This is a genomic window from Terriglobia bacterium, assembly GCA_020072815.1.
GTDB lineage: Bacteria > Acidobacteriota > Terriglobia > Terriglobales > Acidobacteriaceae > Angelobacter.
The window spans coordinates 66209-89835 of record JAIQGE010000021.1 but is presented as its reverse complement, the minus strand read 5'-3'; the positions used below and the strand labels follow the sequence as shown (position 1 = coordinate 89835).

Below are 23627 nucleotides of genomic sequence, written 5' to 3'. Positions count from 1 at the left end.
TCGGTTCTCCAAACTTATTTTTGCCCGGCCGGAGTAACACCGGTGGGACGCGGAATTGCGCCGGCTTCCCACGGGGCTTGTAACTCAGTTTGCCACTCCAGCAGACTGGGTCCCGGAGCGTCCAGCCAACCGGGTAGGCGCTGCTCAAGCTGGTCCACGGTTGCGATGCTTTCGGCGGCAATGCCGTAGGCTTGCGCCAATTTGCAGAAGTCAGGATTCGTCAGCGCGACCTCGTGCGTTTGTCCGAACATGGACCGCTGCAGGAACCCGATCACGCCATAAGCATGGTCGTTGACCAGCAGTATCTTCACCGGCAACTTGAACTGAGCGATGGTGGCCAGCTCGTGGAGCGTGTACTGAAAGCCGCCGTCGCCCGCGATACAGACGATGCGTCTATGCCGGCCCGTCGCCTGCATGGCGCAAGCCACGCCCACCGCCGCAGGCAACGCATAACCCAGAGTTCCTGAGCCTGAAGGATACAGGAACGTCCCCGGCTCCAATACAGGAAAGAAGGCAGACGCCCAGTAGTTGAGAATGGACTGGTCATTGACCACTACATCATCGCGATGAAGCGCCCTTCGGAGAAGCTTGAGCGCGGTATAAGCACCGGCGTTCAGTGATTCCAGCCGCTGGCTCTCTTGGGTCCGCATGGAAGCAAGATCGAACCACGCTGTCCTTGATTTTGCCTTGCCGGCAAGCGCGGGGCAGACGGTGGCGACGCCGCCCGCCAGTTGCAGCGTCGCGGGGAAACGGTCTCCAGGGTAGCTCTGGTCTTCCACGATCTGGAGATGCTGCGCCGGAAACTTCAGGCTATACCGGCCGGTATCAAATTCGGTGAGTTTGGCGCCGACGGTGACAAGCAAGTCTGCTTCTGACAGCAAATCCTGCACGGCTCCCAGGCGCGAAAGACATCCGGCGGACAGAGGATGATCGCCGGCGATTTGGCCCTTGCCGCTGGTGGTGGTCAACACCGGCGACTGGAGCAGTTCAGCCAGTTGCAGCGTGCATGCAGGACCACCGTGCACTCCAGCGCCCAGAACTATTACCGGACGTTTGCTGGCTTCAAGAAGACCGATCGCAGCGGCGAGCAGCGATGGCGATACTGACGGCCGCGCCGGCGGCTTGGCCGCAGCAACGGCCGAAGCGGCGGAGAGCGGCGCATACAGGAAATCGTGAGGAATCTCAATGAACGCGGGCCCCGGCGATGGGCCATGCAGCATCGCCGCGGCTTCGGCAAACGCGGCCGGAATTTCGTCCGGCGTGGCGACGCGCCGGGCAAAACGGGTCAGCGGCCGGATGATGTCAAACTGGTTCGGCGTCTCATGCAGCGCTCCGCCTCGTCCGGACTGCAGCGACGAAGCAATGTTGGTGCCTACCAGAAGCATGGGCGTGCCGGTCTGCAGACTCTCCAGCAGCGGAACAAGAGTGAAAAGATTGCCCGGCCCAGTGGATGCAAATACAGCGGCGATTCTTCCGCTGTGGCGAAAGAAGGCGTCCGCAGCGTAGCCCGCAGCCTGCTCGTGGCGCACCACCCAATGGTGGAATTGCCGGGCCTGCCGCAAGCCTTCATAGATGGCGATGTTGTGGATGCTGGGAATGCCAAAGCCGAAGTGGATTCCGGAACGCAGCAGAGCTTCCACCACCGCTTGCGCGCCAACGGTTGCGGGAACCTGAGTGGTGTGGGACGACGAGGCCATGGCGAGAAAAAGATCGCTCAGCAAATCTGCCGGCTTGCCAGCGACCGGCCATTGTAGCGCAAAAACAAAAAAACGACGGAGTGGAGAACCACTCCGCCGTCGTGGACAAGCCGGTTAGAAATTGGCGCGGAACCCGAGCTGGAACTGGCGTGACGGGAACGCTGAAGTGAATCCCAGTTGGTCGCCGGTAAAGTTGAAGTTGGTAAAGCCGGGTACCAGGTCCGGCCGCGGGCCTACCACGTTGTTGACCGTGGCAAAGTTGGTGCGGTTGAGCAGATTGAACCCTTCCGCCATAAACATGAACCTGCCGTGCTCGCCCATCTTGAACGAACGGGTCAAGCGCGCGTCAAAGGAGAGGAAGTCCGGACCTTGACCGGTGTTGCGGGCCGCGCCCACAGGACGGTCATTGGTGGAGTGGCGGTCGCCGTTCACGTCCGTGCCGGCCAGCAGGTTGAAAGGATGGCCGCTGTTGTAGCGGACGATGGGGGCAAACTCAAAGCCGGAAATCAGCTTGTGGATGCCGTCCCCGCCGTGGCCGGTATCCAACAGCGCCACCACCACCAACTTGTGCCGCTGATCAAAATCAGAGAGCCCGCGGTCGCCCGCCAGGTTGGTCTGGTCCTGCGGAGCAAAGTCACTGTTGAAATCGGTTGAGGTATCAAAGGCCTTGCTGAAGGTGTAGTTCGCAAACAGGCCAACGTGGTGGGACACGCGCTTCTTGATCTCAAAGATCACGCCTTCATACAACGCCGACCCCTTGGACGAATAAACGTTGTCCTGAAGCCGCAGCGGGTTGGCAAAGCAAGTGACGATTGCCGCTCCGCCGCAGGGCGCCAAGCCCGGCGTGAGAGCGTTGCTCGTGCTGGTATTGAAGTTGCGCACCGGAACGACTTGTCCAGTAGACAACGTAATGTTGCTGATCGGGGCAGTAGACAGCGCATTCTGGTCAAGGGCCACCGGCAACCCGATGGTGTGCACATAAATGCCACTCACCGAAACTGCCCATTCGCGTCCCACCTGGCGCTCAATGCCGAATTCAGCCTGCTGCGAGTAGGGGTTCTGGTAGTCAGATTGCCCGCTGAAAATGACCGTCAGCGGGGGAATGGCGCCGCTATGGGTAATGGCGATACCGAACTGGGTCAGATCTCCGGGTGTAATGCAGGCCGCATTCAAGCCGGTGGGGATGGCGCACTGGACCTTGCCCTGGGCAAACAGCGTCTGGAAGATGGCTGCTGAGGTCAGCGCGGGATTGCCCGGTGCACCGGTGATGGGCACAAAAATCTGGGCAATCTGCCGGTTACCGTTCACCAAGCCCAGAGTCTGCACCACGTCAGCAATCTGGCCATAGACGGGGGAATAGAACAGCCCGTATCCGCCGCGGATCACGGTCTTCTTGTCGTTGAAGGGGTCCCATGAGAAAGCGGCGCGGGGGGCAAAATTGTTCTTGTCTGTGACCAGCGCTCCGTACTGGGAGTCCACTTCATAGCGCACGCCATAGGTCAACTGCAGGTTGGGCCTGACCGCCCATTGGTCCTGGGCGTAGGCTGAAGTATATGGACGGGGATAGTTGTACACAGGATTGCCAAAGCCCTGCTGATAGAACTGCGGCAGTCCCAGCGAAACCGACTGCAGAGGACTGATGGTCTGGGCAGCGGCAGTGAGTCCGCAGGCCGCCGGCACTTGCAGGCAGGGGCTCAGGAGCCCTCCGGGCAAGTTGCCAAAGACGAACCGGCCGGGGAAGAAGGTGTGCGACTCTGAATGGTTGCCACGATACAGTTCGTAGCCGCCGAATTTGAAATTGTGTTTGCCGCGGATCGTGCTGAAATTGTCGGCGATTTCATAGCGGCGCATGATGGTCAAGCTGGGCAGGAAGATTTGCGTGCCTAAGTTGGCGAAACCGGGGATATCCAAACCCACTTCGCCGGGCACGTTGGGGATGACGTTGAAGCCTGAGTAATTAAACTGCGCGCGGATTTCGTTCAAGGTCTTGGCGCTGAACTGGTGAAAGTGGGCAGCAGCCAGAGTATTGTCGAAGGCGTGCACGGAGCTGCCGCGGGAGAACCCGGTCAAGGACTGCACGTCAGGATTCTCTTCGCGATCATGCCCGAAGCTGTAACGCAACAAGACCTGGTTCTTGTCGCTGAACTGGTGGTCCAGACGGGAAGACGCCAGATACAGGCGCGTGGTGTAGGGGAACAGGCCGCCGTTGTTTTCAAATTGGTTGACGATAAACGCGTTCAGCGGGCTGGTAGCCGGGTTGACGGTCAGAACGTTGGTGAGAATCGCCGCGCAGGTGGCCGCAGGCAACGCCGGCTGGCCGGTAAGACAGGGCACCGGAGGATTCCCCGCCAAGGTGGCCAATTGGCCAAGAATGGCTTGCTGGCCGCCGTTCGGACGGAAAACGCTGGTTGAGTTGAACAGGGTAACCGCGTTTTGCGAGTCATTCATCAGTCCCTCAAACGAGGTGAAGAAGAATGTCTTGTCGTGTTTGATAGGGAGACCGATGCTGGCGCCGAATTGCTCACGCTTCAAGGTATCCTTGATGTTTCTCCCCACCGAGTCCGGCAAGGCCGGATTAAACGTCTGCCCGGGCTGCAACGCCTGCGATTTGGCGAACGGATTGGCGGCATCCATGCCGTCGTTCCGGAAGAGCGCAAACAGGCTGCCATGAGTATTGTTGGTGCCCGACTTGGTCACGATGTTGATAGTGGCTCCGCTGGCTCCTCCCAACTCCACGCCGTAGTTGCTGCGGTTGATCTGGAATTCCTGCACGGCATCCTGGCCCACGTTCAGGCGCACGCCGCCGGCGTCGTCATTGGCTTCGCCGCCGTCCACGGTCACGCTGTTGCCGCGGCCGTTGCTACCGTAGAACGACAGGCCGCTCTGCGGCGTCTGCTTCACGCGGAAGTCCTGGTCGCCCGCCAAGCGGGTGGAATCTGTAACGGCCGGCGCCAGCAGGGTAAACGTCAGGTAGTCGCGACGGTTGATGGGCAATTCACGGATGTACTGCTCACTGACCACGTTGGCCTGCTGTCCCTTGTCGGTTTCGACCAGCGGCGCTTCCGTGGTGACCTCAAGGGCCTCTGAGACCTGGGACACCTTCATCTTGAAATCAACAATGCTGGTTTGGCCGATGCCCACCTGCACAGCCTTGGCGATTTCCGCTTGAAAGCCGCCCTTCATCACGCTCACGCTGTAGGTGGCCGGCAACAGCGCTTGCACGCGGAACTGGCCATTGCTGTCCGACGTGACAATGTGCTTGGTGCCCTTTGCGACGTCCGTGACAGTAATCGTTGCACCGGCAATGATGGCTCCGGACTGGTCAGTGACTGTACCTGTGATGTCGCCGGAGGCGCCAACGCCCTGCGCGACCGCCATGCCGCTGAGCAACACAACCATCAGCGCGCACACAAAAAGGGTTTTCCAGAGATTGAACGACCTCATAAAGCCTCCTGTTTCAAGCGTGAGGACATCGTCAGCGAAGAACAATTCCTTAAGTAGAACCCGCCGTCCACTGCTATGAATGAATCCTCATTCATATCTTCCCTTGCCATGCGATTGCACCTTATCTGCAATATAGGAAACACGCCTCGCCGGCGGGCGCCGGAGGGTCCGGGAGAGTGCGAACGGTGTGGCAGGGAGACCACGGCCAAGAATTATGTCTCTCCGAGGCGGATTTGTCAAAAGGTTGATTTCATGAGTCTTGTAATTCTAGGCACTTCGCGCTGTTGCGACTTTGAAAGCAATCGGCCCCTGATGTTTTTATGCCCCTGCGTCGCCCGCCACCAGGCGGAATGCCCAACTAGCGGGAAGCCGGAGCCGCCTCTTTGTTCTTGGGCTCCGGGTTCTTGGGCTCCGGCGCCCTTTCCGGCTCTTCGATTCGCTTCTGCATCCACTTGGTGAGAACGGCGCTGGCGCGAACGGGCATCAATCGGGTGAAGAAGTCAATGCGGTGAGCATCCGCGCCGATCAGTACGCGGTCTCTGTTCTTGAGGACTCCGCGCACAATGGTCTGCGCCGCAGCCTGCGGAGAAATCTGCAGGACTTTGGCAAATCTGGCCTGGGCCTGCTCCTGGTCTTCAGCCCGGGTGGCGGCGCCGGCGCGCGCGTTCAATGCGATTTTGGTGCTGATGCCTGCGGGATGCACGCAAGTCACGCTCACATTCGCCGCGCGCAACTCTTCCCGCAGCACTTCACTCAAGCCGCGAACGGCAAACTTGCTGGCGCAATAGGCTGACTGGCCGGGAGTCCCCACCATGCCCAGCACGCTGGAGATATTCACAATGCGCGCGTCCTTCTCCCGCCGCAGCAAGGGGAGAAAAAACTTGCAGCCGTGGACCACGCCCCAGAAGTTGATGCGGAAAAGCCACTCGATCTCTGGGACGGTGAGTTCGTCGAACGTCCCGAACAGCGCGACTCCGGCATTGTTGACCAGAATCGTGGCTCGGCCAAAATCCTGTTCTACGCGGCGGGCGAAGGCTTCCATGGCCGCGGCGTCACCTACGTCCACAGTGTAGGTCCGGGCCGTGACCGGGCCCAGCAGGCCGCGCGTTTCTTCCGCCGCGGCGCTGTTCACGTCCGCCAGGGCGAGTTGCGCGCCCAGCGACGCCAGCTCCTGCGCCAGCGCGCGCCCAATGCCGGAACCTGCTCCGGTGATGACCGCGACAGAGTTTCTTAGTTCCATCAATCAACTCCCGCTTGCGTTCTGGTTTGCGAATGCGGATAAACCGGGGACGTGAAGCTCAATCAAACGCGTGGTGGGAGGCACGGCGGACTCATTCATCCCCGGCCGGATGCGGAGTTCCATCTTGACTTGCGTCCGGTTGAACTTGCTGGGGATGGGCACCACCTTCCGAACCATGATCCTCTGCCCCGTCGGCCTCATTAATATTAATAAGGTTGCGCGAAGGGCCGTCGTCCACGGATGTTTCTTCCAACAATTCGGCGTCGGCCAGATAACAAGGACTGGAAGCCCAGCTTTTTGGAGTCAAAGGGTCCAAGACCAGGCCAGTCTAGCATAATCACGCATGAATGAATCGGCATTCAGCTTGACAGTTGGCTCCGCCGACCACGACAATGACAGCCCAAGATGGCCACCTACAGCAGCAGACTCGCAGAAGTCACTCTACCCGATGCCGACGGCAAGCAAACCCGTCTGGGATCGTTGTGGGCGGATGCCCCGGCGGTGGTGGTGTTCCTGCGCCATTACGGTTGAATCTTCTGCCGCGAGCACGTCGCGCAGTTGCGCGAATATGAAGAGCAGTTTCGCAGCAAGGGCGCCAAGCTGGTGGCGATTGGACTGGGCGGGACTGACTACGCCCGCCACTTCCGCGAGCAAACCGGGATCAACTTCCCGCTTCTGATTGACGAGGACCGCCAGACCTACAGAGCGCTGGAACTGCGTAAAGCAAATCTGCTCCACCTGTTCCGCGGCGACAACATGCGGGCCCGCAAGCGCGCCAAAGCTATTGGCGTGCGCCAGCATCGCCTGGGCAAAGATCCGTTTCAACTGGGCGGCAGCTTCGTGTTCGCGCCGGGAAACAAAGACCTGTTCGCGCACGTCAGCCAGACGTTCGGCGACAACGCCCAGCCCAAGGACTTGCTGACGGCTATCGCCTAGGTTCCTGCACCTACAACTTTTTGCCGCCAGCGCAGGCAGGAACGTTTAAAATTGTCCGAGCATCCTATTTTAGTCGAACGTTGGCGCTTGCCATTTTCATTCGTCCCTTTGCATTGGGCATGAAAAGTACACTTCAACAGACGCCTTCTCAAGGACAGCCATGACCAAAGAAGAAATCCTCAAAAAACATAAGCAGTACCTGTTCCCCTCCGTCTCAACTTATTACACTGACCCGCTGGTCACCGACCACGCATCCATGCAGTACCTGTGGGACACCGAGGGCAAGAAGTACCTGGATTTCTTTGGCGGCATCGTGACCATTTCCGTGGGGCATTGCAATCCGCGGGTCACGTCCAAGGTAAAGGCGCAGGTGGACAAGCTGCAGCACGCGTCCACCGTGTTCCCGAATGAAGGTATCGTCGCGTTGGCGGAAAAGCTGGCGCAGATCACTCCCGGCGAAATCAGCCAGACCTACTTCAGCAACAGCGGAACGGAAGCCAACGAGACCGCTATCCAACTAGCGCGCATGTTCACCGGACACTTTGAAGTAGTTGCGCTGCGCCATGGCTACAGCGGACGCTCGCAACTGGCGCAGTCGCTCACCGGACACGGCACCTGGCGGAAGTCGCTGCCTTCACCGGTGCAGGGCATCGTCCACGCGATGAATGCTTACTGCTACCGCTGCCCGCTGGGGAAGACTTATCCCAGTTGTGAAGTGGCGTGCGCCAAAGACGTTGAAGCGGTCATTCAAACCACTACTTCAGGCCAGATTGCCGCGTTCATCGCCGAACCGATTCAGGGTGTGGGCGGGTTTATCACGCCGCCCAAAGAATATTTCAAGATCGTGTTCAAGATCGTGAAAGACTACGGCGGGCTGTTCATCTCTGACGAAGTGCAGACCGCTTGGGGACGCACCGGGAAACGCTGGTTCGGCATTGAGCAGTGGGAAGTCACGCCGGACATCATCACGTCGGCGAAAGGCCTGGCCAACGGCGCGCCGGTGGGCGTGACCATGACGCGTCCGGAGATTGCCGCCAGCTTCAAGGGCCTGCAGATTTCCACGTTCGGCGGAAACCCGGTGACGTCCGTTGCGGCCAAAGCGACCATTGACTTGATCGAAGAAGACCGCCTCATGGACAACGCCGCCACCGTGGGCAGCTACTATCGCGCGGGACTGGAAAGCCTCAAAGACAAGTTCGACCAGATTGGCGACGTCCGCGGCATGGGCCTGATGCAGGCGCTGGAATTCGTGAAAGACCGCGTGAGCAAAGAGCCATCGCCCGAAGCGACAAACAAGTTCATGGAAGAGTGCCGCAAACGCGGACTGCTCGTGGGCAAAGGCGGGCTGTTCAACAACGTGGTGCGCACCTCTCCGCCGTTGAACATCACCAAGACTGACGTGGACGAAGCCATCAAGATCATGGACCAGGCGTTGACGGCGATGTCTCCGGCGCTGGCGGGAGCGGCGGCGCGGTAGGGCGTTCCTGAAAATTACTAAATGCCGCACGCTTCGCCAACACCGGGCGAAAGCGTGGGCCACTCCGGCCTACTCCTCTATCAACTCTCCCACCAGCGCTTCCCTCACCTTCTTCTCCAGCTCCGCATTGAGCTTGGCGCCGTTCGCGGTGAGGTAGAAAACGTCAATCGCCATCTCGCCTTCGGTATCAATGAGCGCGATCTCGATGTTGCATTTCTGATGGGCCAGGCGAGAGCTGATGCGATACAGCAGTCCGGGACGGTCCTGGGCGATCACCTGCAGCACGGTGCAGCGCGCGGAGCTGGTTTGGTTGAATTCCAGGCGCGTCTGGATCTTCGTCCGGCTGCCGGCAGTCTTGCTGGAGCGCAGGCGGTCGCGCAGCATTTTCTCCAGATCGGCATGCCCGTTCAGCACGTCGCGGATGCTGCGTTTGAAGCGCTCCCATTCAGGAAGGTTGAGTTCCAGCGTGCGAAAACGGTCAGTGAAGTGGAAGGTGTCAACCACCACGCCGGCGGAGTTGGAATACGCGCCGGCTTTGACGATACTCATGCCCCACGCGGCCAGCACGCCGGTGACCTGGGCAAACAGCAACGGACGGTCCATGGTAACCAGCGTGAGATCAAACCAGTGGCGCCCGCGTTCCAGCGCGAGTTGCACCGGCTCAGTCTTCAATGCGCCGGCCATTTCCAGGTGCAAGAGAACTTCTTTGGCCGAGCAAGTAGCCAGATATCGCCGCGGCAGGCCTTCAAGAAACGGTTTAAGTTTCTTGCCGGCCACGGGTGAGATCGTGCGCAGCAGCTGGTCCTCTTCCTGCGACCCGGCATGCAGGCGCTGGTCCATGCTCAGGTTCAGGTAATTGGCGGTCTCAATGTACAGCTGCCAGATGTTTTCCGCCTTCCACGGAGTGAGCGCTTCCGGGTTGACGGCTTTGATGTCGGCAAAGGTCATCAGGCAGAGCATCTTCAGGCGTTCCGGCGATTGCAATTTCTCCGCGAAGGCACGCACGGTTTCCGGATCAAAAATGTCACGCCGCATGGCGGCTGACATTTCCAGATGGTTGGCGATGAGGAACAGCACGGTGTCGCGGTCTTGGGGCTCCAGATCCAGCCGCTCCAGGCAGCTCTGGGCGAGTTCCATTCCGGCGGCGATGTGGCCGCCGCTGCCCTGCGGCGCGCCTTTGCCCACGTCGTGCAGAAGGAGCGAGAGATAAAGCAACTCCGGTTGCTCGAGTTCGTTCAACAGCTCGGCGTAGCGCTGGTCCCACTCCGCCGGCGACTGGCGGAGCTGATGCAAGCTGTCTATCGCCAGGATGGAATGCTCGTCCACGGTGAAGCGATGGTAGTAGTCGCGCACCACCAGGGCGTCAGTGGCTTTGAGTTCCGGCAGCACCAGCGTGAGAAAACGCAGGGCATGCATGGCGCGCAGCGCGTCGGCGGCGTGCGGCTGCAACAGGACTTCCTGGAGATAAATCCACAGCTCCGCGCCGCGCGGCGGCGTTGCCGCCATGGACGGCAATACCTGTTCCACATGCTGTTCCGTGGTGGTGCTGAGCTTGAGACCGTGCTGGGCGATGAAATGAAACAGCCGCAGCAGCGTTTCCGGATCTTGGATCGCCGCTGAGTCCTGCAGGAAAACCATGTTGTGGACCACGGAGAACTCGGAATTCGACACGCGCGACTTCCAGCTCTGGAATTGCCGGTAAATGGACGACCACGCGGCGGGGACTTCGTCGAGCAATTGCAGGCTTACGCGATGGACGTTGCGGGCGTGGCTGAAGTAGATGCGCATCCAGTCGGCGGCGGTCAGGGCTGCGGCGTCGGAGACTCCGATCTTGCGTGCGGCGGCTTCGTCCTGCGCTGACCAGGTGAGTGAATTGTCGTCCCGGCCGTGGCGGATGTGGAGAAAGCAGCGGACGGACGTCAGGAAGTCCAGCGCCGCGTCCACTTGTTTGCGCATGGAAGCAGGCAACAACGCGCGCTCGTCCGGCCAGCTCTGGAGCTTCTCCATGGAAGAAATCAGGGCCAGCCAGTGCGACACGTTGTAATCACGCAGCCCGCCGGGCGCGTCTTTGATGTTGGGCTCAAGATGGAAAACGGTCCTGCCGTATTTGGCATGGCGCGCGCGCGCCAGTTCCACCAGCCGCTGGACCAGGAGTTGCGCGTCACGCATGACCAGCTTCAGCACAACTTTGTCGCGAAGCCGGGCGAACAGCTCGCGATCGCCCGCCAGGAAGCGGCAATCGAGCAGTGAGATGGAGAACTCCGCGTTGTTGGGATCAAAACGGTCGCATTCTTCCAGAGTCCGGCTAGCCGGACTGAGCTTGATACCCAGGTCCCACAGCTCCTGGGAGAAGGCGCGCACGGCGTCTTTCGCTGCGGCTTCAGCTTCGCGATCAGCGTGCAAAAGAAGGAGGTCAACGTCAGAGAACGGAAACAGGCTGCTGCGTCCGTATCCGCCGACGGCAGCAAGAGCAAGCTTGCCGCCGGTTTGCCGCGAAAGAAACGTTTCCCACAGCCGGACCATGATCTGGTCCAGCAGTTGCGCGCGTTGCAGGACGGCGGCGCGGCCGTTGCCGGTGGATGTAAATTCCTGCTGGATGCGCGCCGATTCCCCGGTGTACAGGTCGCGCAATTGGCCGCTGGATAGCGCTGCTGTGCTCATGATGAAGATTCTGCCGAACGCTCAACGCGCCCGCGGGGGCTCGACATTTGTTTTTCGACTCTTTTCGACGGAGACCAGTTTTTGAACGTCCAATTGGTATCGACAGCAGCCTTGATGCCCAAAGTAATGTCCTGGGTCTGTGAAGGTGCCAATAACTGTGACGTCAGCTTGCTGCCTCTTCTTAAGTAGCTTGGTGAGTTTTCTGTGAATTGCAGCTTTGAAGTCGTACTGACTCTGGTTAAACGTCGCTTCAACCAAATCAGACTTTCCTGAGCTTGGATTGACAGGCGACGGGCAGGAATCGTCCCTGAGTATCTGGAACTCCGTGCTACTAGCAAGGGTCGCTTTAATTTTGACAGTCTTGCTGGCATATTCCTGAGGGCGTGCAACGAGAGAACAGAAGGCAACCGCTGGCGCTTCTGGATCTGCGCTGACCTTGCCTGCGTCTGCGCGGCCGAAAATGAGAGTGAAGATCAGTATGAAAATCGTCCACATAGCCGGCTTCGATGCTCATCGAGCTGTGAAATCAAAGAGCGCCCGGGCCCCGCTCTTCATTGCGAATGCGGATGACCTCGTCTATGCGCGAGAGAAAGATCTTTCCGTCGCCGATCTTTCCGGTGCGCGCGGAATTCATGATGGTCTGGACGACTTTTTCCGCCATATCGTCATCCAGCACCAGCTCGATCTTGGTTTTGGGAATCAGGTCCACGGTGTATTCCTGTCCGCGATAGAACTCGGTGTGGCCCTTTTGCCGGCCGTGGCCGCGGACTTCCAGGACGGTCATGCCTTCCACGCCGATTTCATGCAGCGCGTCTTTCACCGCGTCCAGTTTGGAGGTGCGAATAATCGCTTCAATCTTGGTCATTTTTGTGCCGCCCCTCCGGGGCTCGCATGTTGTTGTTCGCCTACCCAGGGCTTCCGCCCTGGGCTAAATCATTTCGCGCCTACGGCGCTCGGTTGCGTCCGAACGCAAATACTCTCGTTGAACACAAACGTTCCGATCGACGATTCCGTATACCAAATCGCCGGCCCGACTTTCTGCCATCCAAAGTTCTAGCCACTATCTTATGCCGATGTTTCCCAGTAATAACCTTCTTCGCCGTGCTGCGAGAGATCCAGGCCCTGAATTTCATGCTCTTCCGATACGCGCAGGCCGATCGTCTTGTCCACCAGCCACAGGATCAGCAGCGTGCCCACAATGGCCAGTCCCCAGGCGATGGCCACTCCCGTAAGCTGGTTCAGCATCTGATGGCCGTTGCCTTCCAGCATGCCGGACGGCAGCACATTTCCTTTGGCGTCCTTGAACATGGGATTGACCGCGCTGATGGCGAAGACGCCAGTGAGCAATGCGCCGACCGTGCCGCCGGCGCCGTGAACGCCGAAAGCGTCCAGCGTGTCATCGTAACCAAAGCGGTTCTTCACCCTGGACACCATCCAATAGCAGCAGAAGCCGGCGATGAGTCCAATGGCCAGCGCGGCCATCGGGCTGACAAAGCCTGCGGCCGGAGTAATGGCCACCAGTCCGGCCACTCCGCCGGAGATGGCGCCCAGCGCGCTGGGTTTGCCATTGCGTTTCCACTCCGCCGCGCTCCAGCCGATCACCGCTGCGGCGGCGGCAAAATGGGTGGCCACGAACGCGCTGGTGGCCAGGCTGCCGGCGCCGAGTGCGCTGCCGGCGTTGAAGCCGAACCATCCCACCCACACCAGGCACGCGCCAATAAAGCTGAGCACCACGCTGTGCGGCGGCATGGCATTCTTTGGATAACCGATTCTCTTCCCCATGTACAGCGCGCACACCAGCGCGGAAACGCCGGACGTGATGTGGACCACGGTGCCGCCGGCGAAGTCGAGCGTGGGAAAGCGTCCGCCCAACGCAGCGTTCAGCAGGCCGCCCTTGCCCCAAACCATGTGGGCCATGGGGCTGTACACCACGATCGACCACAGCACCATGAACACCACCATGGCGCTGAACTTCATGCGTTCAGCGAACGCGCCGGTGATCAGCGCCGGGGTGATGATGGCAAACATCAGCTGGTAGACCATGAAGGTCTGTGCCGGGATGGTGGCGGCATAGTCGGTGTCCGGCGCCGCTCCCACGCCATGCAGGAGGAGGTTGTGGAAGCCTCCGATGAAGCTGTTGCCCGGCCCGAACGCCAGGCTGTATCCGAAGATGGCCCAGGTGACGGTGACAATCGCCATCAAGGCCAGGCTCTGCATCATGGTGGCCAAAACGTTTTTCTTGCGCACCAGGCCACCGTAAAAGAGGGCCAGACCGGGGCCGGTCATCATCAGCACCAGGGCGGAGCTGGTGAGCATCCAGGCATTGTCGGCGGAGCTCTTGGCGTCCGCCAATTGCTGCTCCACGCGGGCCAGACGGTCATTCTGCGCCGCAGCCGTAGCAGACGCTGCCGCGGGCGCCGCCGGGCTTCCCGGAGTCTGCGCCACAATTCGCAGAGGCAATAGATAGAAGATGCAGACAGTGAAACCGATCAGGCAGCGATTTCGCATATTGGGTAAAAGCTCCTGGCGGCCAATCCGGGCAGGAGCTTAACACACAATTTAACGACTGGAGGCCTCGGCGTGGAAATTGAAAATATTTATGCTGGCTATAAGCAAACATTCGCCCGCGGTGGAAGCGTGCTGGCTGAGCGGGCGTGACCTCCGCAATCACGGCGGTCGCATGCCTTGGTGGAAGAGAAAGAAAATCCTACATCGCTTGCGAAGAAGTCAAACCCGGGGCTTGAGTTTCAGGGCGATGGAAGCCGCAACGGATTCCAGGTCCTTGAGAACTTCTTCTTCAATCCCCAAGTTGGCAGCGCGGATGGCCGCGACCGGGTCTTTGCGAAACCAGACGGCATGCGTGTCTGAGCTTTTGAGCCATGCGTCGAGCTGCGGTTCCTTGCTGGCAAGCTCGCGCAGCAGCCGGCCAACTTTGTCGTCCGGCGGCAAATCCAACACCATGTCCGATTCAGCGGGGAGATAAGCCGGTTCGCCCGGCTTCATGGTGCGGAAGAAGTCCGCCCCGCCGTCTAATGTCGAAGGTGGGGGACAGTGATGCCGTTCTTCTGCTATTCGCAATAGTTGAAGGCTAGCGGAAGCGGCAATGAACATTCCGCATCCCGAGCAATGAGACTCGATCATGCCTGCTTCGCCGGATTTCTTGCGCAATGGAACGCGATCGTCACTCACTACAGACGCCCTTATTCAATAAGTCACAACTCGAGCGCCCGGAACCCACGCGATGCACATCTCGACACTTAAATGCCCAACAAGCGGACGCTTAACCTAGTAGAGTGACAAGCGCCGGGAAAAATATAGTTGGCCCGTGACATGTGTGATGCGCGGCTGAGGAAAACACGGTAGTTTCTCTTAGGAATTCCGCGTCAAGAATGAGAATTAGCTAATGATGGGACCAACATCTCAGTACGTGGCCATGGCCGATTACGAACAGACGAAAGCTCGTGATGGGAACGGATGATACAAGCTGCCGCTCTAACCGGCTTCTTCGCTGATCTCCACCAGCTTCTGCCCGACCACGCGCGTCTCGCCGCCGTTCAACTCCAGTCGTACAGGCGATTCGCCGGAATATTGTTCCACCAGTTCGGCGAGGCGTTGCGAATGTGTGACCACCCAGAGCTGGGAATTGCGGGATGCGTTCACCATCTGCTTGGCCAGCGGCTCAAGCAGGTCGGGGTGCAGGCTGGTTTCCGGTTCGTTGAGCGCCAGAAGCGCCGGCGGACGCGGGCTGAGCAGCGCTGCCATAAGACATAGATAGCGCAGTGTACCGTCCGAGAGTTCGCGGGCGCGCAGCGTGCGTTTCAATCCCGGCATGCGCAACGCAACGGCGAACGTGCCGCTTTCCGAGTTGTGCTCGATCACCAGGCTGGCTCCGGGAAACGCCTGGCGGATAGACTCGCGCAGGTCTTCTTCCTGTCCGACTTCCAGAATGGTCTGCAGCGCCGCGGCCAGATCGCGGCCGTCATGGCTCAGCACCGGCGTTCGCACGCCAACCTGCGGATGACGCAGTGGTGACTCGTGGTCCGTGCGGAAATGGTGGTAGAAGCGCCACTGGCTCATCTCCGCGCGCAGAGCGGAAAGCTCAGGATAAAGATGCGGCTCACGCAACTGCGAGAGCACCGATTCGGTGGGCAGCAGTTCGCCGGAGTAGTCGGAGAGGCGCTCTTCGCGGTCCAGAATCCACGCGCGCTCCGAGTTGCGGTCAAAAAAAGTTACCTTCATGCCGCGCGGGCTTTCCATCCATACGCGTTCTTCTTTCACTTCCGGATCAAGATCAAAGGCCGAGCGTGAAGGTTTGGGCAAACCACAGACCAGATCGTAGTTGAACGAGTCGGTCTTCACGCCCAAGCCCATGCGCACGGACTCCATGCGCGACGAAGGGAGACTCCGGCCTTTGCGCTCGCCCGCCCAAACCACTGACGTCATGCCGCCTTCGTCAGCGATGACCCGGGCAAATCCTCCCGCAGCCGCCTTGGCCAGCAGGAACACGGAGTTGTAAAGGTTGCTCTTGCCGGAGGCGTTGGGACCAATCAGCACATTGATCTGGCGCAGCTTCAACCTTAGTTCGCGGACTGACCGGTAGCCGGTAACGTGGACTTCTCGAATGGGCACTGGAGACTCTGCTCAAACCGCCTCACGGCGGCGGGGATTTTCCTGAATTGTAACAACTTTCCTGCGATTGACCAGTGAAAGTCTTTGTTCGCGAGCCATATAGGGCCGGATTCTCGGCTCGGCCCCCAGTTCGACCGCATGGCGCCGCCCTGGATTCCCGACACGCCCTTCGCAAGGCGGGGTGGAGGCAGCCCCGGCTGCCGCGTTGCGCGACAAACTGCGTCACCGCCAAGCCGCCGTACCTTGTCGCTTGAGGCTGAAAGCCGCCTTGCCTATGCTGCGACCGTTGGAAGGAGATGCTCATGTTCAAACAAATTCTTGCTGTCTTCGCAATATCGCTGGTTGTGGTTTCGCAAGGGGCCGCGCAGCAATCTGGCACGCCCGCGCCGAGCGCCGCCCCGGTTACCGCCCCAAGCAGCACCACCACGGTCCGCAAACACACCGGGCTCAAGTTCGCCACCATGCAACCGCTCAGCTCGACCACCTCCAAAGTGGGCGACGACGTCCCCCTGCGCCTGGTCAACCCCCTGGTGGTGGACGGCGTCACCCTGCTGCCGGCCGGCGAGATCGTCCACGGCAAAGTAGTCAAAGTTAAAAAGGCTGACCTGAAATGCCATGACGGCCAGGTCAAGTGGCAGCTCGACTCCCTCACCTTTGCCGACTCCTCCACCGCCAAAGTGCAAGTCTGGTCGGTGGTCGCTGACCCCGACGCTTCCGTCCCCAGCCGCCTGGTGCACCAATCCACTGGCGGCGAAGGCGATTTTGAAATCAATAACTGGTGGGAAGCCATCCTGGCCATCCCCATGTACGCGCTGATGATCGTCGCTTACTCGCCGCTGCTGCTGGTGCTTCCCTTTGCGCTGTTCTCGAGCTGCGACCTGGCGGGCCACGAATTCAACATGCCCGCCAACTCCACCGTCGCCGTGGAAGTCAGGCAGAACCACAAGGTGCGGTACTAGCGACGCCAAGTTGCACCGCGAAGAACCACGCTCGCGAGGAAAAAAGCTCCCAAAGAACCGAAGCCCGCAACGAACGAAGACCGTAGAGCAAACGGAGGCCAGCCATGTTGAAACACATTCTTACAATCTTTCTCACTGCATTAATCGCCGTGTCCCAGGCCCAAGCCCAACAGGCCGGACCTGGAGCCAACATCGTCAAGGTTCCCTACGAAACGCCGCTGCGGTTCGCGACCATGGAGGCGTTGAACTCCGCCACCGCCAAAAAGGGTGACGACGTTCCTCTCCGCCTGGTCACCGCTCTGGTGGTCAACGGCGTGACCCTGTTGCCGGAAGGGACGGTAGTCCACGGGCGCGTCATCCGGGTGAAGCAGCCCAAGGCCAACTGCCGCAACGCCGAGGTTGAGTGGAAGCTGTACAGCATCCCCTTCGCCGACGGCAGTTCCGCGCCCACCCACGTGGGCTTTGTCAGCCCGGATGCTGACGCTACCCTTCCCAAATACATGCCCGTGGAAAAGAACCTGGGGCCTGCATTCTGGATCTTCGCGTTTCCGTTCATCCTCGCGGTCACGGCCCCGTTTCTCGTCTTGCTGCTGCCCTACTACGTTGCCGTGTCGCTGGACCATCGCTGTCCCGGCGAAGGCAATGATTACGTCCTGCCCGCCAACGCCACGGTGGGAGTGGTCATTAGGAAGGACCACCTCGTGCGGTATTAGGCAACTACCGCGCCGTAGTGACTCCGGTGGTCTAAGCAGGATTGCTTTGCAGGCCGTCGCGCTCCTTCCAACCGGCGGCGTCTGCAAGAAGAGGGCTGGATCGAAACGAACCTGGATCGGTCCAGCCCTTGTTCCATAGACATGTAGACTCAAAGCTAGTTCTTCGGGTTCGCCCTTTCGATAAACTTCGCATCAGACGCTGGGCGGTAATGTTCCAGAACCACCCTAGCTCGTTTTGCGGCGCCCGTACATCTGCTTGGATCATAAGCCACAACATATTCCACCGTAATCCCCTCGGACGCGTCGTTTGCTTCTATTGTTCCAGTGATCGGGAATGTGCGGGCAGCGGGATCGGTAAGCAGTTGTGAAAGCAATTGGAGATGCCTATCATTTCGGCTTAAATCCGCGTCTACCGTAACGGTTGTGCTAAACGGCACAACGAAGTGTATGGGCCATATTTTCATTTCCAATACCGCTGCAGTTCCGGCGGGAACAGTCGTACTTGCGGTTCGAATTCTTGTGACTGTTTCCTGTTTTGTATCTATCGTTGTCGTGCCGTTGGTAGTGCCCTCTCCAAAAGAAATCTTAGCTCCAACAGTGAATGAATCTGATATCTTGAAGCTCGAATTAATCTCGCCGCCTATGGTGTGATTAATTGATTGAGCGATTTGTATTGCAGACGTCCTCTGATACGCTTTTTGCAGAGTAATCTGCTGGCCCAGCGGTGGGGCTGCTACACAACTTTGGACAAGTTGGTCCTCAACAAACAGCTGATCCGTTAATTCCGTCCTGATGGGAGTTCCGAAAATGATCGGGGCACTTGACACGATCTTGATATTCGATGCCTGCAATAACTGATGGCTTGTTTGGGGTGTCGCATCATACACAGTCACCTTCTTGCAGACGTAACGCTCCCTATCTCTGGTTAATTGCCCGTTTCTTTTTTCAAGAGTATTTCCTTGCGGGTCATCACATACGGTAGTTTGACGGGGAACTTGGATGATCGTTGTGACCGGCACCGGGCCAACGCTTGCTAACGCTGCGGTTACTTTTTGCCCGACATCGGTGACCTGGGCATTTGTGGCTATTGCACTTGCCAGCAATAGAAATGAAGTACAGCTCGTCAAAACATATCTCATGGCGAGCATACTATGTCCGATCAGGCGGATGTCATATATGACGATGGTAATCCGTTCTCCCGCCCCTTGTTAGAACTTGGACACCCATTCTTTCAGGTTCTATGCGAAAACTTGGGACTTGGGTGAATAGCAAAGTGGAACGGTGAGCTTTGGAGCCCGTCTCCTGGCGCGCACGGCCCGGTCGGAGGAAGCCCAAATAACTCCTTTGTCCTAGATCTGCCTTGTGCCTCACCTTCCCCGCACGACATTCGAGCGCCCCCCGCCTGCCCTTCTCCGTCAAAACAAATTACAATAGAAAGATTCAGCCTGTTTCGCGGAGCGGCCTCTACGTAGCCCCGACGAAAAGGGCTTGGTGACCATGTCTGTTGACCCCAATGAAAGCATCGTTGTCCGCGGCGCGCGGGTGCACAACCTCAAGAACATTGATTTTGAGGTGCCGCACAACGCGCTGACCGTGGTGACCGGGGTCTCCGGGTCAGGCAAGTCGTCCTTGGCCTTTGACACCGTGTACGCCGAAGGCCAGCGCCGCTATGTGGAATCCCTTTCCGCATACGCACGACAATTTCTCGAGCGCATTGAAAAGCCGGACGTGGACCTGATTGACGGCATCGCTCCGGCCATCGCCATCCGGCAGAAGAACTCCACGCGCAACCCGCGGTCCACCGTCGCCACCGCGACCGAGCTTTACGACTACCTGCGTCTGCTCTACGCCCGCGTCGGCCGAACGTTCTGCAAACAATGCGGCGCTGAAGTCAAGAAAGACACGGTGGACGAGATCGCCCAGACGATTCTTGCGCTGGACGCCGGCACTCGCCTGAACGCCGTCTTTCCGGTGCGTCGCGCCCCAGTCGGCGAAGCAGGGGTGCTCGAAAACCGGGGTGCCGGAAAAACGAAGCTTCGCGGAAAAAAAGCCAAAGCCGAGGCTGAAGCCGCCGCCCTAGCGGCCGACGCCGCCCTGCGCGAACGGCTCTTTGATCTTCGCAAAAAAGGCTTCAACCGCCTCTTTCAGAACAATCAGGTCTTTGAGTTTTCCACCCCCGAATCCCTGCTGGATATTGACTTCACTCAGCCGCTGTTCGTGCTGGTGGACCGCATCGTCGTTGGGCCGGACCAGCGCTCGCGCATCGTGGAAGCGGTGGAGCAGGCGAATCGCGAATCCGGCGAAGTCGTCTTCCTACAAGCGCTCCGCGAGCCTGGGGAGCCCAACGATCCAGCTGCGCCAGGCAAACAGCCCAAACAGTATCGTTTCTCCAACAAGTTTGAATGCAAGAATGACGGCACGGTCTATCAGGAGCCGGAGCCCCGGCTGTTTTCCTTCAACAATCCGTTTGGCGCGTGCCCGCGCTGCCAGGGTTTCGGCAACACCATTGATTTTGATTTGAACCTGGTCATCCCCGACAGCAACAAGACTCTCGGCGAAGGCGCCATTGAGCCCTGGACCAAGCCCAAGTATCGTACGCTGCAATCCGACTTGCGGAAGTTTGCCAAGCTGAATGACATTCCCATGGACATCCCGTGGGCGGACCTGGATCGCGACCACCAGCAGATGGTCCTTGAAGGCGACGGCAAGTTTCCCGGCGTACAAGGCTTCTTCAGCCTGCTGGAGCGCAAGAAGTACAAGCTGCATGTGCGCGTTTTCCTGAGCCGGTACCGCGGATACGCGCAGTGTCCCGAGTGTGGCGGCGGGCGGCTGCGCGCGGACGCCCTTCAAGTAAAGGTTGAAGGCAAGAATATCCGCGAAGCCACGTCGCTCACCGTGGAGCAGGCAGCACAGTTCTTCGACAACTTGAACCTTTCCCGCGAACATACTGATATCGCTGGCAAAATCCTGGAGCAAATCCAGGAGCGGCTGAAGTACTTAAATGACGTTGGCCTGGAATATTTGACGCTGGACCGCCTCTCGTCCACGCTGTCCGGCGGTGAAGCCCAGCGGATTCAACTGGCGACATCGCTGGGCTCACGACTCGTCGGCGCGCTGTACGTGCTGGATGAGCCTTCCATCGGGCTACACAGTCGCGACACTGCGCGGCTCATCACCATCCTGCATGAGCTGCGCAATCTGGGGAACACCATTCTTGTGGTGGAGCATGATGCCGACGTGATGCGCGCCTCTGACCGCATTCTTGATCTGGGCCCCGGCGCCGGCGAACACGGCGGCCGCCTGGTGGCCGCAGCAACCTATGAAGACCTGAAGAAGTTGCCCGCTTCCCTGACCGGACGCTATCTCAGCCACGAACTGCGCATACAGTTTCCCCAGAACCGCCGCACGCCCGGCGTGCCCAAGCTGCGCGTGGAAGGCGCGCGCGCCCATAATCTGAAAAACATCAACGTGGATATTCCGCTGGGCATGCTGGTCGCCGTGACCGGCGTCTCGGGGTCAGGTAAGTCCACGCTGGTGCACAACGTTTTGTATGAAGCCCTGGCGGCGGAAAAAGGAATCACCGCCGGCCCCGGACCCGCCGCCCACGGATTCAAAAACGTCACCGGCGGACAATACGTAGCCGACGTTGTGCTGGTGGACCAATCGCCCATTGGCCGCACGCCGCGTTCTAATCCTGTGACATACATCAAGGCCTTTGACGTGATCCGCGAAGTGTTTGCCTCGGTCCCCGAGGCGGTGAAACGCGGCTTCAGCGCCGGGCATTTCTCCTTCAACATTCCCGGCGGACGCTGTGAAACCTGCCAGGGCGATGGCACGGTGACGGTCGAGATGCAATTTCTCGCCGACGTAGAACTCATTTGCGAAGAGTGCAAAGGCGCTCGTTACATGCCCACGGTGCTGGCAATCCGCTACAAGGGCAAGAACATTCATGAAGTGCTGAACCTCACGGTCCGTGAAGCCATGCACTTCTTTTCCGGACATCCCAAGATCACGGACAAGCTGCGCGTGCTGGAGGAAGTGGGCCTGGGCTATTTGCGGCTGGGACAGTCTGCCACCACGCTGAGCGGCGGCGAAGCCCAGCGCATGAAGCTAGCGGCGCATCTCATGCCTGCGGGACGGCCGCGCGCCTTTGCTTCCGGCTCTGAAACCGACGAGGAACGCGAGCAGCGCAAGCAAGCCCGCGCCGGAAAAGGCACGCTGTATATCTTCGATGAACCCACCACCGGCCTGCACTTTGACGACGTCAGCAAACTGCTGGCCGCCTTCCGCAAACTGATTGAAGCCGGCGGCTCGGTGCTGGTGATTGAACACAACCTTGACGTCATCAAGACCGCCGACTGGGTGATTGACCTGGGCCCGGAAGGCGGCGCCCGCGGCGGCGAAGTAGTGGTAACCGGGTCGCCGGAAACTGTGGCAAAATGCAGCAAGTCACACACTGGAAAATGGCTGTCCCGGGTTTTGCGCGACGAGGCTTCGCGTTCGAATGGGCACAAGTAAACTCATCTCGGCCATCTTGCTGGCAGCGCTCTCCGGGCGGCCCGCGCTGAATCAGGCTTCGGCGCCGGCGAAGAAACGCCCCCAGGCGGCGACGCAAACTCGACCGGCTGACAGCTTGCAGGAAGCCGAAACGCTGCTGCAAAGCCAGCAGTACGCGCAAGCGGAAGAGAAGCTTCTGGTCGCCGTGACCGCCGCCGCGAACAACCCGCAAGCTTGGTTTGATCTGGGCTTCGCCCAGAGTCACCTGGACAAGACCACAGCCGCGATCACTTCGTATCGCAAAGCGGTTGAACTGTCTCCGAAATGGTTTGAAGCCAACTTGAACCTTGGGGTCGCGCTGGCGCGCTCCGGCGATACGGCTGGCGCTGTTCCCGTACTCAAGCAAGCGGTGGAACTTACACCCACCACCGGCGGGCAGCAGGCGCGCGGCCGGGCTTGGCTGGCGCTGGCAGAAGCTTTGGAAAACGCAGGCAATGACGCGAAAGGTGCGGCGGCCGCCTACGACAAAGCTTTCGAATTCAAAGCCGGCGGACCAGAAATGCTGGTACGTGCCGGCGTGTTGTTGGGGAAAGCAGGCGACGCAGCCGGCGCAGAATCGCATTTGCGGAAAGCCGCGGAGGCCGGCGACTCCGCGGGCATGGCGCAATTGATCAACCTGCTGGCCGGCCAGAAGCGGTACGCCGACGCCGAAGTCTGGCTCAGCAAATACCTTGACCAGAACCCGCAAGACGCTTCCGCCCGCGTTCAATATGCGCGACTGCTGGCATCAGAAGGCAAGAATACGGAGGCTATCGCCGCGCTCCAAGCTGCGGGCCAGCCGGCAGGGCCAGTGGTCGCCAAGGAACTGGCTGACCTTTACCTCGCCAACAAGCAATACAAAGAGGCCGAGGCTGTCCTGCAGCCGCTGGTGGACAACGACCAGCGCGACCCGCAGCTCCACTTGGACCTGGGCATCGCGCTGCTCTACCAGCTGAAGTATGCTGCCGCGGAGAGCGAGCTGGTGAAGGCCCTGCAATTGAAATCGGACATGCCTGAGGCCTATGGATACCTGGCGGACGCGGCGCGGGAAAACAATCACTACGAACTCGCCATACGTTGCCTGGACGCCCGCGCCAAATTTTTGCCGGAGACGCCCAGGACTATTTTCATCCGCGCCACATCCTATGACAATCTTAGGATGTACAAACCAGCAGCGGAAAATTACAAAAAGTTTCTGGCGGTGTCCGGCGGGAAATATCCCGACCAGGAGTTCCAGGCCCGGCATCGTTTGAAAGCGATAGAACCATAAGAGAAGAGCCGTAAGAGAAGAACATAAACAAAGAACGATTCGAGGAAAAATAGTCCTCCGCTTCT

17 protein-coding genes are annotated in these 23627 nt (G+C 59.4%); 6 read left to right on the top strand and 11 right to left on the bottom strand.

The genetic code is table 11. The features are described from left to right. Window positions 1-14 precede the first annotated feature (14 nt). The 4 genes from LAO20_21025 to LAO20_21010 form a co-directional block, all read right to left on the bottom strand. A complete protein-coding gene (locus tag LAO20_21025) occupies window positions 15-1721 on the bottom strand; it encodes a thiamine pyrophosphate-binding protein (GenBank protein ID MBZ5533920.1) in 1707 nt (568 codons plus the stop codon). Window positions 1722-1811: 90 nt separating this feature from the next. Beyond that, on the bottom strand, window positions 1812-5141 hold the full coding sequence (locus tag LAO20_21020; GenBank protein ID MBZ5533919.1) for a TonB-dependent receptor: 3330 nt from the start codon (window positions 5139-5141) through the stop codon (window positions 1812-1814). A gap of 358 nt (window positions 5142-5499) precedes the next feature. After that, window positions 5500-6384, bottom strand: coding sequence for an SDR family NAD(P)-dependent oxidoreductase (locus LAO20_21015; GenBank protein MBZ5533918.1), 885 nt, complete (start codon window positions 6382-6384; stop codon window positions 5500-5502). After that, window positions 6385-6558: a hypothetical protein gene (locus tag LAO20_21010; protein MBZ5533917.1), complete on the bottom strand. Its 174-nt coding sequence runs from the start codon at window positions 6556-6558 to the stop codon at window positions 6385-6387. 381 nt (window positions 6559-6939) lie between these two features. On the opposite strand from LAO20_21010, the gene LAO20_21005 reads away from it, so the two are divergent. After that, window positions 6940-7317, top strand: coding sequence for an AhpC/TSA family protein (locus tag LAO20_21005; protein ID MBZ5533916.1), 378 nt, complete (start codon window positions 6940-6942; stop codon window positions 7315-7317). Between the two features lie 160 nt (window positions 7318-7477). Beyond that, window positions 7478-8794 (top strand): aspartate aminotransferase family protein, encoded by a 1317-nt coding sequence (locus tag LAO20_21000; GenBank protein MBZ5533915.1) that lies wholly within the window; start codon window positions 7478-7480, stop codon window positions 8792-8794. Window positions 8795-8863: 69 nt separating this feature from the next. Here the strand turns inward: LAO20_21000 and glnD are convergent, their stop codons facing one another. From glnD to LAO20_20970, 6 genes are all read right to left on the bottom strand, one after another. After that, entirely contained in the window at window positions 8864-11455 is a 2592-nt protein-coding gene (gene glnD, locus LAO20_20995; GenBank protein ID MBZ5533914.1) for a [protein-PII] uridylyltransferase, read from the bottom strand. Between the two features lie 21 nt (window positions 11456-11476). Then, entirely contained in the window at window positions 11477-11950 is a 474-nt protein-coding gene (locus LAO20_20990; protein MBZ5533913.1) for a hypothetical protein, read from the bottom strand. A 31-nt stretch (window positions 11951-11981) separates the two neighbouring features. Further along, the gene (locus LAO20_20985) at window positions 11982-12320 is read right to left on the bottom strand and encodes a P-II family nitrogen regulator (GenBank protein ID MBZ5533912.1); all 339 of its coding nucleotides are present in this window, start codon (window positions 12318-12320) and stop codon (window positions 11982-11984) included. 200 nt (window positions 12321-12520) lie between these two features. Further along, window positions 12521-13963 (bottom strand): ammonium transporter, encoded by a 1443-nt coding sequence (locus LAO20_20980; GenBank protein ID MBZ5533911.1) that lies wholly within the window; start codon window positions 13961-13963, stop codon window positions 12521-12523. 219 nt (window positions 13964-14182) lie between these two features. Then, entirely contained in the window at window positions 14183-14458 is a 276-nt protein-coding gene (locus tag LAO20_20975; protein MBZ5533910.1) for a hypothetical protein, read from the bottom strand. 489 nt (window positions 14459-14947) lie between these two features. Continuing rightward, window positions 14948-16084 carry an AAA family ATPase gene (locus LAO20_20970; GenBank protein MBZ5533909.1) on the bottom strand — a complete coding sequence of 379 codons (1137 nt, stop codon included), beginning with the start codon at window positions 16082-16084 and terminating at the stop codon, window positions 14948-14950. A 302-nt stretch (window positions 16085-16386) separates the two neighbouring features. Between LAO20_20970 and LAO20_20965 the strand changes: the two genes are divergently transcribed. Both LAO20_20965 and LAO20_20960 read left to right on the top strand, forming a co-directional pair. Further along, on the top strand, window positions 16387-17043 hold the full coding sequence (locus LAO20_20965) for a hypothetical protein (GenBank protein ID MBZ5533908.1): 657 nt from the start codon (window positions 16387-16389) through the stop codon (window positions 17041-17043). A gap of 104 nt (window positions 17044-17147) precedes the next feature. Then, window positions 17148-17756: a hypothetical protein gene (locus LAO20_20960; GenBank protein MBZ5533907.1), complete on the top strand. Its 609-nt coding sequence runs from the start codon at window positions 17148-17150 to the stop codon at window positions 17754-17756. Between the two features lie 155 nt (window positions 17757-17911). Here the strand turns inward: LAO20_20960 and LAO20_20955 are convergent, their stop codons facing one another. After that, entirely contained in the window at window positions 17912-18904 is a 993-nt protein-coding gene (locus LAO20_20955; GenBank protein ID MBZ5533906.1) for a hypothetical protein, read from the bottom strand. A 349-nt stretch (window positions 18905-19253) separates the two neighbouring features. Here LAO20_20955 and uvrA point away from each other — a divergent pair, with 349 nt between their 5' ends. Both uvrA and LAO20_20945 read left to right on the top strand, forming a co-directional pair. Further along, window positions 19254-22274 (top strand): excinuclease ABC subunit UvrA, encoded by a 3021-nt coding sequence (gene uvrA, locus LAO20_20950; protein MBZ5533905.1) that lies wholly within the window; start codon window positions 19254-19256, stop codon window positions 22272-22274. Beyond that, entirely contained in the window at window positions 22261-23562 is a 1302-nt protein-coding gene (locus LAO20_20945; GenBank protein ID MBZ5533904.1) for a tetratricopeptide repeat protein, read from the top strand. Before uvrA ends, LAO20_20945 begins: the two co-directional genes overlap by 14 nt. Window positions 23563-23627 lie beyond the last annotated feature (65 nt).